Origin of the sequence: Streptomyces sp. SM10, assembly GCF_002910915.1 — a bacterium.
Classification (GTDB): Bacteria; Actinomycetota; Actinomycetes; order Streptomycetales; family Streptomycetaceae; genus Streptomyces.
Genome location: NZ_NEUF01000160.1, coordinates 185034 through 201899, shown reverse-complemented (window position 1 = coordinate 201899; position 16866 = coordinate 185034). Strand labels below are relative to the sequence as shown.

The following is a 16866-nucleotide window of genomic DNA, read 5'->3' as shown; positions in this document are numbered from 1 at the left end:
TTCGCCCCTGACCGGGAGCGCTGCCGCCACGGCACAATGGACGGTGATGACCAGTACCACCGATCCGGGCCCTGGGCCGGACGGGTTCAGCCCCTTCGCCCACCTCACCGTGCAGAACACTGCCCTCTACCGTGAGGTGATGGGGGTGTTCGTCCTGGCCAAGGAACGCTTTGCCGTGCATCTGCGGCCCGAGGACGTGTATGCCGCACTGCCCGGGGAGGCGCGGCCCGGCGAACTCGACGGGGTCGTCAAAGCCCTGGACAAACTGGTCGAATGGGGGAATCTGCGGGCCGACCCCGACACCGGGCGGGTCAGCGCTGTCGAGGACTTCTATCGAAAACGCTTCATCTACCAGTTGACCCGGGCCGGGGAGGCGGCCGAGGAAGCCCTAGCCGGCTATGACGAGGCGCTCGGGCGACGGGGTGCCCTTCAGGCCATCGCTCTGCACGACATCGTCACGCAGCTACGAGCCCTTCTCGTGCTCACGGCCGACGAGCAGCCGGATCCCGGCAAGACGTACCTCGCGTTCGACGCGCTCGCGAGCCGGTTCGCCGCTCTCGCCGACAACGCGCGCGCGTTCATGAGTTCGTTGCAGCGGACCATTGATCTGCACGAGGTGGAGGAAGCAGTCTTCCTCGCGTACAAGGATCGCCTCATCCAGTATCTGGAGCGCTTCATCCAGGACCTGATCACCTTGGGCGGACGCATCGCCCAGCTCATCCTGCAGCTGGAGGACTCAGGCAGGATCGAGGTCCTGATCAAGACCGCCGCCGGGCGGGAGGCGGCTGACGCCACGCCCGAGGACGCGGCGCCGGCCGCACAGGAGGCATACGCCCACTGGGCCGGCCGCTGGGACGGACTCGCTGCGTGGTTCCTCAGCCGGAACGGACGCGAATCGCAGGCCGGACTGTTGCGTGGCCGTGCGCTGGGGGCCATTCCGCAGATGCTGGCCGTCGTCCGTGTGCTGGGGGAGCGCCGAGCCGGCCGGTCGGACCGTTCCGCCGATTTCCGTACACTCGCGCGCTGGTTCGCCGAGGCCCCTGACGACGCCTCGCGACACGAGCTGTGGCGGGCGGCCTTCGGGCTCCACCCCGCCCGGCACCTCACGATCGACGCGGACACTCTGGCCGCCCGCCTTGCCACACCGGTGCCCGCCGCCACGCCTTGGGCCGCCGCGGAGCCGCTACGGATCAGCCCTCAACTGCGCCGTACCGGAAGTTACGAGCGGCGGGGCAAGCCCCGTAGGGTCGAGGACCGCCAGGAGCGGCGCCGCCACCTCGCCGAAGTGGCCGCCAAGCAGGTGGCCGAGACCGCCGCCGCCCGGGACCGCCTCGTCACCGACGGAGCGGTCAGACTGTCCGACCTCGGCGAGCTCGACCCGGTGTCCTTCGGGTTGTTCCTCCAACTGCTCGGTGACGCGCTGGCCACCTGGCGGCCCGGTATGCGGCACACCGTGGCCACCAGTAACGACGGCTCGATGGAGATCAGGCTCAGCGCTCTGGCCGAGGGCCCGGCGGCGCAGATCCGTACACCGTCGGGGACGTTCCACGGGCCCGACCACCTCATCGAGATCGTCGACCTGACCGACGGTGACGGACCGGTGTACGGAGGAAGCGGACGATGACCGCGTCACTGGCCGAGGTACTCGACGGGCAGCACGCAGCCGAGCTCAGCAAGGCGGCCCGCGCGCTGCTGAAACAGCCGCTCCTCCTCTCCCACGGCAAGCACGCGGATGAGTTCCGGCTCGTGCGACGGCATGCCTCCGAGCTCCGCGAGTGGTTCGACCGCAACACCGGCTGGCCGCTCCACGTGGACGCCGGGACCGCCCGGCTGCGCAAGATCCCCGGCGTACTCCACGACTCCACACGCCCCGCACGCGAGGCGACCCGCGCCGCCGCGCCCTTCACCCGTCGCCGCTACGTCCTGCTCTGTCTGGCCCTGGCAGCCCTGGAGCGCGGCGAGTCCCAGATCGCACTCGGCCGTCTCGCCGACCAGGTCGTCCTCGATGCCACCGATCCCGGGCTGGTCGCGTCGGGCATCCAGTTCACCCTCGACCGCCGGGACGAGCGCCTCGACCTCGCGGCCGTCGTGCGGCTCCTGCTCGGTCTCGGCGTGCTCCGCCGGGTCGCCGGAGACGAGGACGCGTACGTGAACGGGGCGGGCGACGTGCTCTACGACGTCGAACGCCGGGTACTGGCGGGGCTCCTCGCGACACGTCGAGGGCCCTCCACCGTGCAGGCCGAGGCCACCGCCCACCGGATGGCGCAACTCGTCGCCGAAACCGCCCTCGACAGCGAGGAGCTCCGCTTCCGGGCGATGCGGCACTCACTCACCCGCAGACTTCTGGACGACCCGGTGCTCTACTACGACGAGCTGAGCGACGCCGAACTCAGCTATCTCACCAGGCAGCGGGGGTTCCTCACGGCCCGCGTCGCCGAGCTGACCGGTCTGGTGCCCGAGATCCGGGCCGAGGGCATCGCCATGGTCGACCCCGAGGACGACCTCACCGACGTACGGATGCCCGAGCAGGGCACTCACGGCCACATCACCCTGCTGCTCGCCGAGTACCTGGCGAGGGCGGGCCGGCCCGTCACCACCCATCAGCTCACCGAGCACGTACGGGAACTGGCCTTCGTGCACGGCACGTTCTGGTCCAAGACCGCGCGGGAACCGGGCACGGAGGCCGAACTCGTCGAGCAGGCCGTCGCCCGGCTCGCCGCCCTCGGCCTGGTCGCCCGGACCGCAGACGGGGCCGAGCCCCGCCCCGCGCTGGCCCGCTACGCGGTCGGCGAACCCGTCGTACTCGAACCAGGCACACCCGGCAGCACGCGCAGGCCGGCTCAGCGAAAGGCCGCTCAGGCGTGACCAACCCGCTACCCGAGCCCCTCCGGGTCCGCTGGCAGCCCCTGCGGATCGGGCTCGTCGACCTCTTCCACTACGACGTGGAGGAATTCCACTTCCGTGACGGACGGCTGCTGTTGCGTGGCAACAACGGCACCGGCAAGTCCAAGGTGCTCGCGCTCACGCTGCCCTTCCTGCTCGACGGCGACCTGAGCCCCAGACGGGTGGAGCCGGACGGTGACCCCGGCAAGCGGATGGAGTGGAACCTGCTCCTCGGCGGTGAGCACCCGCACACCGAGCGCCTCGGCTACACGTGGATCGAGTTCGGCAGACGCGACGCGAGCACCGGGGAGAGCCACTTCCGCACACTCCTGTGCGGACTGAAGGCGGTGAGCGGACGCGGGATCGCCCGGCACTGGTACGCCGTCACCGGCCGGCGCGTCCAGCACGGACCCGGTACGCCCGCAGAGGGCTTCCTCAGCCTGGTCGACGCCACCGGCACGGCCCTCTCCAGGGACCGTCTGGTCGAAGCCGTCGCTGGTCACGGCATGGTGTACGACCAGGCCAAGGCCTATCGAAGAGCCGTGGACGAGGCCCTCTTCGGGCTCGGCGAGCAACGGTACGGAGCCCTGGTCGACCTGCTCGTCCAGTTGCGCCAGCCGCAGCTGTCCAAGCGCCCCAACGAGGCAGCCCTCTCCCGCGCACTCACCGAGGCCCTGCCGCCGGTGGACCAGGCCGTGATCGCAGACGTGGCCGAGGCGTTCCGCTCACTCGACGAGGAGAAGACCGAACTGGCGGCCGCCTCCGCCGCGGAGCGCGCCGCGGCCGGCTTCCTGGAGCACTACCGGCGCTATGCGCGTATCGCGACCCGCCGCCGCGCCCGGCTGCCACGTTCCGAGCACTCCCGCTACGAGCAACGCCAGCGGGACCTCGCCGAGGCACAGGCGCAGCAGGCCGGGGCCGAGGAGGAACGAGAGGCGGCAGCCGAACTCGGCGCGATGCTGGAGGAGCAGCAGAACCGGCTCCGTGCCCAGGACGCGGCACTGCGGGAAAGCCCCGAGATGCGCAGCGCCAGAAACCTTGAGCAGGCACACCACGAGGTGGAGCGCACGGTGCGGGCGGCAGAGCGCGCGGCGAGTGACCGGGACCAGGCGGCGCGTCTGCATCACAAGGGCCTGGAGCGGCTCGGTGCCGCTGAGAACAGGCTGCGGGCGGCTGACGGGCGCGCCCAGGACACCTACCGGCAGGCTGCCGTGGCCGCGGCAGCCGCCCGGGTCGTCCTGCCGGGGAGTGACGTACCGGGGAGCGAACTGCCGGACGACGGACTCGCCCCGAGTGAACTACGCGGTGCCGTCGAGGAGTCGGTGGAGCGGGGCAGGCGTGCGCTCACCCATGTGACGGACCTCGCCCGGACTGCCGCCCGCTCTGCGGAGGAACGCCGTACACGGGCCGTGCGACTCGACGAGGCCGATGCCGACCGGTCCGCGGCCGTGTCGGAGCTGAGCCTGGCCGAGGAGGACGCCGCGCACGCCGGACGGGCGCTGCTGGACGAAGTCCGCACCCGTGCCCGCGGCTGGACCGAACTGGCCTACCCGGACGAGCCGGGCCTGTTGGACGAACTCCAGGAATGGGTGGGCCGTCTCCACGGCCCGTACCCGGCACGGGCCGAGGCCGCTCGCGCCCACAGTGCCGCATCCGCGCGGCTGGCCGAGCAGGTTGCCGCCGCCGACCGCCGCCGGGCCGAACTCACCCGGCAGGCCGAAGAGCTGCGGCAGGAACTGACCGCGCTGGAGGCCGGCGGGCGGCGTCCGCCGCAGCCGCCGCGCACCCGCGCCCCCGGTCTGCGCGAGCGTCTGACGGGCGCCCCCCTGTGGCGGCTGGTGGACTTCGAGGACGGTCTCGGTGAAGAGGAACGAGCCGGTCTCGAAGCCGCCCTGGAGGCATCCGGGATGCTGGACGCCTGGGTGCTCCCCGACGGCGCGGTTCTCGCCGCCGACAGCCACGAGGTCCTGCTCGCCCCGGCCGAGGATCCGGTACGAGGGATGTCGCTCGCGCACCTGCTGCGCCCGGCCGTGGACCACGGGGACGCCGGGGCCGCGGCGGTGGGCGAAGACACGGTGGCTCGGCTGCTCGCCGCGATCGGCGCCGGGCGGGAAGCCGGTGCGGTGGCCACCGAGGCGGATGGTGAGGCCGGAACCTGGGCCGCGGTGGACGGGCGCTTCCGGGTCGGCGCGCTGACCGGCCGGTGGGCCAAAGCGGGCGCCGAGTACATCGGTGAAGGTGCGCGGGAGGCTGCCCGGCGGACCCGGATCGACGTCATCCATCGCGCACTCGACGTCCTCCAGGGCGAACTGGAGGCACTCGTGGATCTGGCGGGCACCGTGGCCGCCCGCCGCGGAGTGCTGGACACGGAGGTGGCGGACGTACCGGACGAGACCGCCCTCACCCGCGCACACGCGCGAGTGGCGGCCGCCGCGGATTCGCTGCGCCGGGCCGGTGAACGGCGCGAGGAGCGGGCCGCCGCGCTCCTGGAGGCGGCTGAGCGGAGCGAGTCGGCGGCGGGGGATCTCACCCGGACCGCGGAGGACCTGAACATGCCGGCCGACGAGGAAGGACTGACGGCGGTGCGTGACGCACTCGGCTCCCTCGCCGCGGTACTGGCCGCCCTCTGGCCCGCCCTGCGTGAACGCGGCGAGGCCGGCGCTCAGGTCGCGGACGAGCGCACCGAGACCGGGCAGGCCGCCGAGCGGGCCGCGGAGTTCGCGGAGCGCGCGAAGGAGGCCGACAGCGAGGCGGCAGCGGCCGACGAACGCTTCAGCACCTTGCGCTCCACGGTCGGTGCCGCCGTCGACGAACTCCAGCGCCTGCTGGCTCAGACGGCGGAGTCGATCCGCCGTTGCGAGGGCGAGCAGCGGGTGGCTCACCGGCGTCATGCCGAAGCCGACCGGGCGGCGGGCAAGGCCGAAGGCCGTATCGAGCAGCTGCACGAAGGACTCAGAGAGGCGGCCGAGGCGCGTACGGAGGCCATTGCCGCACTTCAGCGGTTCACCGGTACCGGACTGGTGGCCGTGGCGGTGCCCGACATCGAGGTGCCCGCTGTGGACGCCGGCGCCTGGGCGGCCACCCCCGCGATCGTGCTGGCCCGCGCGATCGACGCGGGACTGTCCGCCACCGACGACTCCGACAGCGCCTGGGAACGGGTGCAACGCCGGCTCAGCGAGGAGTTCAAGGCGCTCCAGGACACCCTGTCCCGGCACGGTCACCGAGCCTCCGCCCGCATGGTGGAGGACGGCATGGTCGTCGACATCACCTACCAGGGCCGCGAACGAGCCGTACCGGACCTGGCCGCGGCACTGGCTGTCGAGGTCGGCGAACTGGCCCGCATCCTGTCCGCTCGCGAGCGGGAGATCCTGGAGACCCATCTGGTCACGGAGGTCGCGGGGACCCTCCAGGAGCTGATCGGCGCGGCCGAGCGGCAGGTACGGGACATGAACGCCGAGCTGGAGGAGCGGCCGACCTCCACCGGCATGCGGCTGAGGCTGGTATGGCGGTCATCCCGCAAGGCTCCGGCCGGGCTCGCACCGGCCAGGGAGCGGCTGCGCCGGTCGGCCGACGTCTGGACCGCCGAGGACCGTGCGGCCGTCGGCGAGTTCCTTCAGGAGCAGATCGCCCGCCAGCACACCGACGACGCCTCGGGCAGCTGGCTGGACCACCTCACCGCCGCACTCGACTACCGGACCTGGCACGAGTTCGGGGTCGAGCGGCACCAGCAGGGCCGTTGGGTCCCGGCCACGGGACCCGCTTCCGGCGGCGAGCGGGTGCTGGCCGTGTCGGTGCCGCTGTTCGCCGCCGCGTCCTCGCACTACGCGAGCGCGGGCAGCCCGTACGCACCGCGTCTGGTCACCCTCGACGAGGCGTTCGCCGGGGTGGACGACGACTCGCGCGCCAAGTGTCTGGGCCTGCTGCATGCTTTCGACCTCGACGTCGTGATGACGAGTGAGCGCGAGTGGGCCTGCTACCCGCAGGTTCCCGGCATCGCCATCGCCCAGCTGTCGCGGATCGACGAGGTCGCGGCGGTGCTCGTCACCCGGTGGGAGTGGGACGGCACGCGACGGCGGCGCGGTCCGGAACCGGTGAGACCCGAGCACGCGGTTCCCGCACCCCGGGCCGAGACGGCCGGTGCATCGGAGCCGCTGTGGAGCTGACCCCCGCGACGCCGGTGACGGTCGATGACGTACGGCTGCGCCGACTCCTCGGCGCCCCCGGACTTGGCTGGCTGGTCGACCGTGCGCGCCGACGGCTGGAGCGCGGGCAGCCGCTCACCGGCCCGGTTTCACTGAGCGCGCCCACCGCGGACCAACGGGACGCGTCCGAAAGGTTGTTGGGTCGCGCACCGGGCGGGGGGCGATCCCTGTCCGTGCGCCTCGACGTGGTGGACGACCTGCTGCGCCGCTCCGGGATCAGCCCGGCGGGACTGGCAGCGGCCGTGATCGCGCTCACCGGGCCGGTCACGCTCCTCGGCCAGGCACGGGCCGAGGAACAGCGGGCCTGGGCGACGGCGTACGGTCCGGCCGACGCCCTGGCGGACGAGATCCCCGCTCTCCGGGGCTGGACGGAGCGGCTCCGGAACGACGGGCTGGTACGGCGCCTCACCGGAACCCCCACCGCGGCGGCCGACCTGCTGGGCCGGACCGCCACCGTCATCCGGGCCCTGCCGGTCGAGCCGCCCGCGTCCCTCCCCGCGTTCTCCTCCCGACTCCTCGGCAGCGCGCACGCGCTGGACGACGGGACCCCGCTCTGCACCCTCGCCCTCTCAGGCGTCCGGGCGCTGACCGGGGTCCCCGACGCGGGCGGCGCGCAGGGGCGCCGCGAGGCGTGGGCATCGGTGGGCCTGCTGCGTGACGAGCTGTCCTCGACCGTGCTCGCCCTGAACCTGCGGGGCACTCCTGCCCTGGACTGGATGGCCGACGCGGGCGAGCCCGCCGTACTGACTCTGCGGCAGCTGACCCGATGCCCGCCCCGCTCGGCGCCGCCGACGGTCCGGGTCTGCGAGAACCCCGCCGTGCTCGCCGCGGCCGCCGACGCGTACGGCACGCAGGGCGCACCCCTGATCTGCCTCCAGGGGCAGCCGTCCGCCGCCGCCCTCGTCCTCCTTCGCCATCTCCACACGCACGGCAGCAGCTTCCGCTACCACGGCGACTTCGACTGGGGAGGCCTGCGCATTGCCGCCGCCCTGCTGCGGCGGGTCCCCTGGACCCCGTGGCGCTACACAGCGGCCGACTACCGTGCCGCGGTGCACGCGCTGCCCGCCGGCCCGCCCCTCACCGGGGTCCGGGCCGAGGCCCCGTGGGATCCCGGCCTGCCGGACGCGCTGGAGACGGCGGGTGTGCGGGTGGAGGAGGAAGCGGTGCTGAACGACCTGCTGGCCGACCTCGGATGAGACGAGGGGGACAGGCCGTCCGCCAAGTCCGGGCATGGCCGTGACGACGACCGCTGTCCGCGGCACGCCGTGTCGTCACCGCCGCGTCTCGGACGTCCCGCCCGGGCCGAGCGGTCTCGTGACGGTGTCAGGCCACGTTCGAACCCGAAGGCGGCCCGTCGTCCAGCAGCAGGGACGACGCGCGGCCGGCGTCGCGATCGGCATACCGGGGTAGGTGGCGGCTTGCCGTCCCGGCCGATCTCGCTCGCCGGGACCGAGAAGGGCGCCCCACACGTCGGGGGAGTCCAGCCGCGGCTTCGTCTGCGCGAGGAAGGCCGGATCCCGGACACCGGAGCGGATCTGCTCGGGAGCCCCGGCCGGCAGGTCGGCGTACGCGTCGAGCTTCCGCAGGGCGGCCTGCCTGCGGGCAGGGGAGCCGGTGGCCCACTCCTCGGTGAAGTCCCCAGCCACCCCCGTGCGGTGATGTCTGTCCCCAGGGCGGCGCCGGGGGTTCCCCTCATACGGACGCTGAGGGCTTGCCCCCGCCCCGGAACCGAACATGGGGACATGGCCCGCGGCCGGGGGCTAGCCGATGGTCACCACCCGAGCCCACGCGGGGGGTCCACCGGGGCGGTACTCGGGATCGGACTCGTCGTACGAGGAGCCCCCGTGTTGCCGGCCGAACAGCCCCACCACCGTCCGGCACGGCGGCCGGCGGGACGGCCACGGGGTCTGGCCGTCGGTCAGCATGACGACGACGTCAGGGCGGGGACGGGACTCCAGGGCGCGGGTGAAGCCCGTGCGCAGGTCCGTTCCCCCGCCGCCGAGCAGCTCGACGCCTTCCGTGCCCCCGCACAGGGGACGGACCCGGCCCGCCGCCGCGTCGCACGGCAGTACGCCGACGAGGGGTACGTCCCAGTCGTCCCGGCGCAGGGAGGCGAGCGTCGTCGCCGGGACGACCAGCAGATCGGGAGCGCCGGTCTCCGCCGCCTTCGCCAGCAGCGCCCACGCGGAGTCCCACCGGGCACGCTCGGGGCGCGCCCGGACCGCGGCGACCACCGCGTCCAGCGTCGCCTGCCGCAGGTCGCCGCGGTCCGGCAGCCGCGCGCCGTCGGGATCGGCCAGCAGGTCCTCCGGGTCCGGGAGGTCCATCCTGTCCAGGTAGGCCAGCAGCTCCAGCCCGGGACCGTCGCCCACCGTGCCTCGGACGAGCATCGACAGGACGTCGCGGGACGAGCCGGCGGCGGTGGCGAACGCGATCAGGGACAGCGCCATGTCCCAGCTGCGCGGCGAGGGCCAGGCGCCGCCCCGCCGGGTCTCGCCCGAGGGAAGCCGGTGCACCAGGGCGGGCCGCGCACCCAGCAGCCCGCACACCGCGCGGCGCGCGAAGACCACGGCCTCGGGCAGCCTGGCGGCGTCGAGCGCCGGCAGCGAGGCCCGGGGCCAGACGCCGCCGAGACCCCGGACCACGACCTCGGCGTCGTGGACCCACTGCAGGTGGACGAACCGGTTGGCGAGCGGCGGACTCAGCTCCCAGCCGTCGGCGGCGGAGGACCGGGGGTTGGCGGCGGCCACGATACGGACGTCGGGCGGCAGGCGCAGGGCGCCGACCCGGCGTTCCAGCACCAGCCGCAGCAGCGCCGCCTGCACCGCCGGCGGCGCGGTGGACAGCTCGTCGAGGAACAGCAGCCCGCGTCCCGCCCGCACGAGCCGCACCGCCCAGTCCGGTGGAGCCATGGGGATGCCGTTCTGCGCCGGATCGTCCCCGATGACGGGCAGGCCGGAGAAGTCCGACGGTTCGTGCACGCTCGCGATCACCGTGGTCAGCGGCAGGTCCAGGGTGTCGGCGAGCTGGGTGAGCGCGGCCGTCTTGCCGATGCCGGGCTCGCCCCAGAGCAGCACGGGAAGGTCGGCCGACACGGCCAGGGTCAGTGCCTCCAACTGGGCATCCGGGCGTGGGGCGGTGGTGGTGTCGCGCAGCAGCGCCAGCAGTTCACCCGACACGTCGAGACGGGAGGCCGGCAGGGAGGCGGCGGAGACGGGCGCGGAGGCTGCGGTGGAGGGGGCCGCCGGTCGCGGCACCTCGGAGAACGGGGTGTACGTGGGCATGAGGCATCACCTGTGGAGTGGTCGAGGACGGTCGCGTCCGCGGAGAGGGGCGCGCGAGGGGAGGCGAGGGGGCGGAACGGAGGTGGATCCACCGCCGGAACAGGTCAGGGAGAGGCTCGCCGGGGACGGGACCGGGAAGGGTGGGGGGTGAGGCGGTACGGCGTCCCACCGGGCGGCTCCTGCCGCCGGGGGCCGCCACCGGTCAGCCCGGACCTGAACAGGCCGTGCCCGACCCGCCGTCGGGCGGCCTGGTGGAGTGCGTCGCGCAGCTCGCCGTCGCGCAGGAGCGCACCGGCCCCGAGCGTGCTCTCGATCCGGGCCAGCGCGCCGGCGGAATCCCCGTGCGCGAGCCGGTCGCAGACGTCGGTGAGCCACTCAGGACTGCGGTGCGCCGCGTCGATGACCTGGAGACAGGGGAGCGGTGTGCCGGTGAGCGCGGCGAGGAGTTCCTCCCGCCGGACCTCGGCGGGGTCGTGGTCCAGTGGGGCCAGCACCCCGTCGACCAGGCCGATCCGGTGCCTGGAGCCGCGGCACTCCACGGTGCGCGGCACGACAGTGGTGTCCGTGTCGGCGCCGGGGCCGCCCGAACACGCCCCGGGTGCCAGGGCCGACGCGACCAGGGGGTGCAGCCGGTCGGCCGCGATCCAACCGCCGCGCAGCAGCTCCAGATCGGGCAGGACCCAGGTGGCGGCGTCGGGCAGGACGGGGAGCCCGGCACAGGCGCCCGCCCGCACGACGCGGGCCGACCGCACCTCCGGCGTCCCGTCACCTTCCCCTGGGGCCACCGGAGAAGGGCGTACGTCCAGCAGGACACGGCGCCGGGCGCCGAGCCGGACCGTGACCGGGCCCTTGTCGGCACGCCCCTGCGCCGTCAGCAGCAGCGCCGCCTCGGCGGCCCATCTGCCGAGGGCGAAGCGCTCCTGGTCCGGTACCGGAGACGCCCACGCGGGGGCGGGCAAGGCGGGGGCGCCGGCCCCCGAACGCCCGCGCAGTTCGTCGCTGCGGCCGGCGTCCCACAGATGGCGGTGCAGGTCCAGGCGGAATCGCCGGTCGGGGGCGCGGTAGCCGCGCGGTCCGGACCCCCGGCCGGGCGGAACCGGACCGTCCCACACGGCGAGGCTGATCCGCTGCCCGGCGTCCGCCCACGCCGGGGCGGTGCGGGCCACGAGGTCCACCGGGCGTGAGCGGCCGGGTTCCTCGTACCGGGCGAGGACGAGTGTCGTGCCCGGCCGCAGGAAGCCGTCGGGTGCGGTCCTCGGCAGGTGCCACCGCAGCAGGTCGGGTGCGAGCCGGCGCAGGTCCGACCGGAGGCGGGCCGCTGTGTCACGGCCGTGGACCCGCGAGACGTGACGCAGGTCGAGGTCGACGTCGAATCCGGCGGCGGCACACGCCCCCGCCCAGTCACCGACGGTGCGCCGGGCCGTCGCCGTCCGGATCATGAGGGGCGGCACGGCGACGTCGCGCACGTGCAGCCAGAGGGAAATGCGGGAATCTCCGCACGCGGTTCCGGTGAGCATCAGCACTCACCTTGCGCGGACGGGACCCCCAATCTGCGAACACGTCGAGTAGTCATCGGCGGGAGCCTAGCCGGGGCCGTCCGTGGGATCCACACCTTTTCCGGGGCGCGTCCGGGGCGCGTCCGGGGGCGGGGAAGGGCCCGCGCACCGGCCCCGGAGCCCGCGCACCGGCCTCGGAGCCCGCGCACCGGCCTCGGACGACCCCGCCCACCGCCACGCGCAGGCCGTGTCGGCGCCGTCCGGGGCCCGTTCCTCCTCCGTGAGCAGGGAGCCGGCCGTCACCCCCCGGTGTCCACGGCCTGCCCCAGGATCCTCCGTGCGCGTTCCAGCACCGGCCTGTCGACCCTGTGGCCGTCGACCGTCGTCACCGCCTCCCCGGCCTCCAGGACCGACCGCGCCCAGCGCGGGCCGCCGTCCGTCGGGGCGAAGCCGGCGGCGACCGTGGCGATCTGGGCCGGATGGACGCAGAGCTTGCCCGAGAATCCCGGCCGACGTGCGTGGGCCGTGTCCGCGGCCAGAGTCTCCGGGCCCCGGACGGTGGCCATGACGCCGTCCACCGGGGGGCTGATCCCGGCCGCCGCCGAGGCGAGGACGACGCGTGAACGTGCGTGCGCCAGGGCCAGGGTGTCGTCGTGGGCGACTCCGAGCTGCGCGGCGAGGTCCACGCAACTGGAGTGGAAACCGCGCCGCCCCGCGGGGCGATCTCCGAGAGGTAGGAGGCGCTGGAGCCGAATGCGCCGCCCACGGAGAGGCCTGGGCCAGCCACGCCAGGACCAGCAGGGCCGGGGCCCGGAGGCCGATGACGTCGTGGCCGGGGGGTGGACGATGGTCAGGGAGCCCGCGCTCATCAGTGTGACCGACAGGGTCAGGGCCCGGCGCCGGTCGATTGCCTTCACATGAATGCACATGATGGTACTCCCGCTCGGCTCACCGACATCTCCGGAGGACAACGCATGGCAGAGAACGCAGCGCCCGCCGATGACCTGCCGCTCTCAGGCATCACGGTCGTGAGCGTCGAGCAGGCGGTGGCCGCCCCCTTCGCCACCCGTCAGCTCGCCGACCTCGGCGCGCGGGTGATCAAGGTGGAGCGCCCGGGCGGCGGAGACTTCGCCCGGGCGTACGACACCACGGTGCACGGCCAGTCCAGCTACTTCGTGTGGCTGAACCGGTCCAAGGAGTCGGTGACCCTGGACCTGAAGTCGACGGAGGGGCGGCAGGTCCTGGAGGAACTCCTCGGCCAGGCCGACGTGTTCGTGCAGAACCTCGCGCCCGGCGCCGCCGCGCGCATGGGTTTGGGAGCCGACGACCTCGCGAAGCGCTTCCCCTCACTGATCCCCTGTTCCGTCACCGGATACGGATCGACCGGGCCGTGGGCGGATCGCAAGGCCTACGACCTCCTGGTGCAGTGCCAGACCGGCCTCGTCTCCCTGACCGGCAGCGCTCAGGAGGCCGCCCGGGCCGGGGTGTCGGTCGCCGACATCGCCGCGGGCATGTACGCCTACAGCGGCATCCTCACCGCCCTGTTCACGCGCGCCACCCGCGGATCCGTGCGCGCCGTCGAGGTCTCGCTGTTCGAGGCGCTGGCGGAATGGATGGGCCAGCCCGCGTACTACACGGCGTACAGCGGCACCCAGCCGCCCAGGGTCGGCACCCGGCACGCCACCATCGCCCCGTACGGCACGTACACCGCGGCCGACGACAAGGACGTCCTGCTCTCCGTGCAGAACGAGCGCGAATGGGCCGCCCTGTGCGAGCGGTTCCTCGGCGCCCCCGGCCTCGCCGACGACCCGCGCTTCGCCACCGGGTCCGCCCGGGTGAGCCACCGCGACGAGGTCGACGCGCTGGTGGCCGGGCGGATCGGCCTGTCGGACAGCACCGAGGTGATGGAGCTGCTCGACTCCATCGGCATCGCCAACGCCCCGGTCAACGACGTCAAGCAGTTCCTCGAGCACCCCGTGCTGGCAGCCCGGGACCGCTGGCGGGAGGTGACCGTACCCGGCGGCGGGACGGTGACGGCCCTGGTGCCGCCCGTCGACCTGGCCGGCACGCCCCCGCGCATGGACGCCGTGCCCGCGCTCGGCGAGCACACCGACCGGATCCTGGCCCACCTGGGCTACACGCCCGCCCGGATCGGCGAACTGCGTGCCCACGGCGCCATCTGACCACCAGGCACACCAGCAGGACCTGCGGCAAGGAGGCCGCATCACAGGAGCACCCTCGACATCCTGTCCGAGGACGAGCAGTTCATCGTCAGCACAGTGCGAAGGCGAAAGGGCTGAGACCGGCCGCCTCCTGGTCGCGGCCCGTGCCCTGGGCGTCGGACGCGCCGCACTGGAGGACTCCCTCGCCTACGCCCAGGAGCGGGAGACCTTCGGGAAGCCGATCTGGCAGCACCACTCCGTCGGCAGCTACCTCGCCGACATGGCCACCTCGCTCACAGCGGCCCGTCAACTCACCCTGTGCGCCGCCCAGGAGGCGGACGCGGGGCGCCGGGTGGACACGGAGGCCGGCATGGCCAAGCTGTTCGCCTCGGAGACGGCCATGCAGATCGCTTTCGACGCCGCACGCATCCACGGCGGCTACGGCTACCCGACCGAGTTCGACGTGGAGCGCTACTTCCGGGACGCACCGCTGATGATCGTGGGGGAGGGGACCAACGAGATCCAGCGCAACGTCATCGCGAGCCGGCTCGGCAAACGGGGAGGTCTCGACGCGTGAACACGCGGGGTGCGTGACGCGGGCGCCCGGCGGACGGGCGGCTCGTGAGGTGCGGTGTACGCACCCGGCGGACGGCACTCGGCGGTCGGGCAGACGGCGGGTGTCCCGTCGGGGGGAGCGTTCCCCGGACCCACCTGTGCGCCGGCCGACCGGCCCGTCCGCGCGGGTGGCCGCTGCTCTCCGTGACAGACCGGCTCGCTCGCACATCCGGCCGAGCTGATCTGCGTACCAAGTCGCCTCACCAGCACAAGAGTTGGGCGGTCCATGCCCTTCGTGGCGGTCTGTGGCCCCCGGGGGGTGCGGGTGGCCGGGCGAGGCATGCGGAAGCAGCGATTCACAAGTGTCATGAACCTTGTCAGTCGGAACCGGGCCGCTCTATTGTCACGGACAGAAAGCGCTTTCCCCTTCTGGGCGCCGTTCCGGTGGAAGCGTCCGTCGCGACGGCCTTCGCGACGTACGTGCACGAGCCGCCACCGGAACGGCAACGGCCTGCCCAGGGTCCGGGACACGGCTGAACGGCCGTCCCGGACGCATCGAAAGGTACCTGCACAACCAGCCTGTGAGGCTGCCCCTCGACCGGGCCGGCAGCCCCGGAGGTACGCCGTTGCGACCGCGGCACGAAGCAGCTGATCACCTCAGCATGCGAAGACGAATGGGGACACGAACATGAGACGATCAGTCGCACGGCGACTGTATGCGGCAGTGGCCACGATGGCGGTCGCGGGCGCGACCGGCGTGGTCCTGACGATGCCCGAGGCGTCGGCCGCGGTAGCGGGTGGCGCCACCGGCTACGCGACTCAGAACGGCGGAACCACCGGCGGGGCCGGAGGACAGACGGTGCGGGCCACCACCGGTACCGCGATCCACACGGCCCTGTGCAACCGGGCCAGCGACAGCACCCCGATCATCATCGAGGTCGAGGGGACGATCAACCACGGCAACACCGCGAAGGTGTCGGGCGACAGCTGCAACACCGCCGCCGGGGTGATCGAGCTCAAGCAGATCAGCAACGTCACGATCGTCGGTGTCGGCAGCGGTGCCGTCTTCGACCAGCTGGGCATCCACATCCGTGAGTCCAGCAACATCATCATCCAGAACGTGACGGTCAAGAACGTCAAGAAGTCCGGCTCGCCCACGTCCAACGGCGGTGACGCCATCGGCATGGAGAGCGACGTCCGCAACGTCTGGGTCGACCACACCACGCTCGAGGCGTCGGGCGGCGAGTCGGAAGGCTACGACGGGCTCTTCGACATGAAGGACAACACGCGGTACGTCACGCTGTCCTACAGCACCCTGCGCAACTCCGGCCGCGGCGGCCTCGTCGGGTCCAGCGAGACCGAGCTCTCCAACGGGTTCATCACGTACCACCACAACCTGTACGAGAACATCGACTCGCGCGCTCCCCTGCTGCGCGGCGGCATCGCCCACATGTACAACAACTACTACGTGAACCTCACCAAGTCCGGCATCAACTCCCGGGCCGGGGCGAAGGCGAAGGTCGACAACAACTACTTCAAGGACTCCAAGGACGTCCTGGGCACCTTCTACACCGACGCGGCCGGGTACTGGCAGGTCAGCAACAACATCTTCGACAACGTGACCTGGTCCGAGCACGCCGACGACAACAACCCGGCGGGTCCGGACCCGACGTCCAACACCACGGTCAGCATTCCCTACGCGTTCAGCCTGGACGACGCGAGCTGCGTACCGAGCGTCGTGGGCCAGACGGCGGGCGCCGGCAAGGGCCTGAAGGTGTCGGACGGCAGCTGCTCGCCGACGACGCCGACGCCGACCCCGGACCCGACGGACCCCACGCCCGACCCCACCCAGCCGAGCGGGACCAACCTCAGCCTCACGGCCGGGGCCGACGGCTCCAGCAAGGCGTCCGGGACGAGCTACGGCAACGTCCGGGACGGCAACCTGAGCACCTACTGGTCACCGGTCGGCTCGACCGGTTCCGTCTCGGTCAAGTGGTCCACCGCCACCTCCGTGTCCAAGGTCGCCATCAAGGAGGCGTCGGGTTCCGCGATCGGCTCCTGGAGGCTCCTGAACGGTGACACCGGTGCCGTCCTGACCTCCGGCAGCGGGGCGGGTGCGATCACCATCCCCACGACCTCGCTGAAGAAGCTCACGTTCGAGATCACCGGCTCGACGGGGACCCCGAGGGTCGCCGAGTTCGAGACGTACGCCGGATAGCGGCGAGGCCCCGGAAGGTTCCGGGGGCCCGGCCGCCCCGGAACCTTCCGGGGCGGCCGGGCGCAG

Annotated in this window: 9 protein-coding genes and 2 pseudogenes; 7 read left to right on the top strand and 4 right to left on the bottom strand. The window is 73.1% G+C overall.

Annotation, left to right across the window (positions count from 1 at the left end; translation table 11 throughout):
• Positions 1–46: 46 nt before the first annotated feature.
• Genes B9S57_RS26515 through B9S57_RS26500 form a run of 4 tightly spaced genes read left to right on the top strand, consistent with a single transcriptional unit; the run spans position 47 to position 8281 of the window.
• Entirely contained in the window at positions 47–1624 is a 1578-nt protein-coding gene (locus tag B9S57_RS26515) for a TIGR02677 family protein (protein ID WP_103759731.1), read from the top strand.
• Positions 1621–2865: a TIGR02678 family protein gene (locus tag B9S57_RS26510; protein ID WP_103759730.1), complete on the top strand. Its 1245-nt coding sequence runs from the start codon at positions 1621–1623 to the stop codon at positions 2863–2865. Before B9S57_RS26515 ends, B9S57_RS26510 begins: the two co-directional genes overlap by 4 nt.
• Positions 2862–7046: a TIGR02680 family protein gene (locus tag B9S57_RS26505; RefSeq protein ID WP_103759729.1), complete on the top strand. Its 4185-nt coding sequence runs from the start codon at positions 2862–2864 to the stop codon at positions 7044–7046. Before B9S57_RS26510 ends, B9S57_RS26505 begins: the two co-directional genes overlap by 4 nt.
• Positions 7037–8281 (top strand): TIGR02679 family protein, encoded by a 1245-nt coding sequence (locus tag B9S57_RS26500; protein WP_219818594.1) that lies wholly within the window; start codon positions 7037–7039, stop codon positions 8279–8281. The genes B9S57_RS26505 and B9S57_RS26500 overlap by 10 nt, the downstream gene beginning before the upstream one ends.
• A gap of 75 nt (positions 8282–8356) precedes the next feature.
• Here B9S57_RS26500 and B9S57_RS26495 read toward each other — a convergent pair whose 3' ends face one another.
• The 4 genes and pseudogenes from B9S57_RS26495 to B9S57_RS35840 form a co-directional block, all read right to left on the bottom strand.
• Complete coding sequence (locus B9S57_RS26495; RefSeq protein WP_103759728.1) at positions 8357–8731, bottom strand: hypothetical protein; 375 nt, start codon at positions 8729–8731, stop codon at positions 8357–8359.
• A gap of 393 nt (positions 8732–9124) precedes the next feature.
• A pseudogene (locus B9S57_RS26490) lies at positions 9125–10369 on the bottom strand (AAA family ATPase); the annotation flags it as partial.
• A gap of 104 nt (positions 10370–10473) precedes the next feature.
• The gene (locus B9S57_RS26485; RefSeq protein WP_103759727.1) at positions 10474–11886 is read right to left on the bottom strand and encodes a hypothetical protein; all 1413 of its coding nucleotides are present in this window, start codon (positions 11884–11886) and stop codon (positions 10474–10476) included.
• A 278-nt stretch (positions 11887–12164) separates the two neighbouring features.
• Positions 12165–12551 (bottom strand): aldolase/citrate lyase family protein, encoded by a 387-nt coding sequence (locus tag B9S57_RS35840; protein ID WP_258036623.1) that lies wholly within the window; start codon positions 12549–12551, stop codon positions 12165–12167.
• A gap of 288 nt (positions 12552–12839) precedes the next feature.
• Between B9S57_RS35840 and B9S57_RS26475 the strand changes: the two genes are divergently transcribed.
• The 3 genes and pseudogenes from B9S57_RS26475 (at position 12840) to B9S57_RS26465 (ending at position 16800) form a co-directional block, all read left to right on the top strand.
• Positions 12840–14048, top strand: a complete 1209-nt coding sequence (locus B9S57_RS26475) for a CaiB/BaiF CoA-transferase family protein (protein ID WP_103759726.1) — start codon at positions 12840–12842, stop codon at positions 14046–14048.
• A 115-nt stretch (positions 14049–14163) separates the two neighbouring features.
• Positions 14164–14604 (top strand): annotated as a pseudogene (locus B9S57_RS26470) (acyl-CoA dehydrogenase family protein); the annotation flags it as partial.
• A 666-nt stretch (positions 14605–15270) separates the two neighbouring features.
• Positions 15271–16800: a polysaccharide lyase family 1 protein gene (locus B9S57_RS26465; protein ID WP_103759725.1), complete on the top strand. Its 1530-nt coding sequence runs from the start codon at positions 15271–15273 to the stop codon at positions 16798–16800.
• The last annotated feature ends 66 nt before the right edge of the window (positions 16801–16866 follow it).

Bases quoted from the DNA above. Each gene is read 5' to 3' on its own strand.
- B9S57_RS26510 (WP_103759730.1), top strand. From the start codon at position 1,621: ATGACCGCGTCACTGGCCGAGGTACTCGACGGGCAGCACGCAGCCGAG.
- B9S57_RS26515 (WP_103759731.1), top strand. From the start codon at position 47: ATGACCAGTACCACCGATCCGGGCCCTGGGCCGGACGGGTTCAGCCCC.
- B9S57_RS26465 (WP_103759725.1), top strand. From the start codon at position 15,271: ATGAGACGATCAGTCGCACGGCGACTGTATGCGGCAGTGGCCACGATG.
- B9S57_RS26485 (WP_103759727.1), bottom strand. From the start codon at position 11,886: ATGCTCACCGGAACCGCGTGCGGAGATTCCCGCATTTCCCTCTGGCTG.
- B9S57_RS26475 (WP_103759726.1), top strand. From the start codon at position 12,840: ATGGCAGAGAACGCAGCGCCCGCCGATGACCTGCCGCTCTCAGGCATC.